This is a genomic window from Halomonas sp. DP1Y21-3 (assembly GCF_019801245.1).
GTDB classification, from domain to species: domain Bacteria; phylum Pseudomonadota; class Gammaproteobacteria; order Pseudomonadales; family Halomonadaceae; genus Halomonas; species Halomonas litopenaei.
This window is the reverse complement of the sequence record NZ_JAHVJM010000022.1, coordinates 1-680: the sequence shown is the minus strand read 5'-3', so window position 1 is coordinate 680 and position 680 is coordinate 1. Positions and strand designations below refer to the sequence as shown.

At 65.7% G+C, this 680-nt stretch carries 1 protein-coding gene; it reads right to left on the bottom strand.

Annotation, left to right across the window (positions count from 1 at the left end; genetic code table 11):
• Nucleotides 1-680 (bottom strand): VCBS domain-containing protein (locus KUV74_RS20745; RefSeq protein ID WP_222517287.1); only part of this gene is annotated, 680 nt, incomplete at both ends.

Genomic DNA, 680 nt, shown 5'->3' with positions numbered 1-680 from the left:
GTGAAGCCGGCATCCGTGGCGTCAGTCTGGCTGTCGTTGTCGACGCGGGTGTCCAGGGTGTAGCTGTAGCTCACGGTGCCGCCGGCGGCCGGGTTGGCACTATCCGACGGTGTAAAGCCGGTCAGGCTGAGGCTGCCGTATTCGGTATCGACCACCACCGGGCTATCGGCGGTCAGGCCCTGCAGCTGGGTAAGGGTCAGCGACTGATTACCTACCTGCACGCTGGCCACGCCATCGGCGCTGGCGAAGGTAAAGCTGCCAGGCTGGGTCAGTTCGCCGCTGTCGGCATCGCTGCCGCCAGCGAGGTTCGCTTCACTGACCGATACGTCACTGCCCCCGGCAGCCAGGCCCGAAAGGCTGACGCCGTCATTGGTCCCCGTCACCGTGATGGTCAGCGTCGCCGGTGAGGTGTCGCCATCGGCGTCGGTCAGGGTGTAGGCAAAGGTCTCAGTAAGTTGCTCTTCGCCGCTGAGCGCCTGCACCCGCGGATCATCGTTGTCGAGCTGATAGGTGTAGCTGCCGTCGCTGTTGAGCGTCAGGGTGCCGTACTGGCCGGCGCCCGTCGGGGCGTCCAGTGCTACGCTTGCCGGATCGGCATCGGTGGTGTCGGCGCCGGTGGTGTCGTTGGACAGCACATTGCCGGTGATCGACGCGGTCTCCTCGGCAATGGTGTCGCTGTC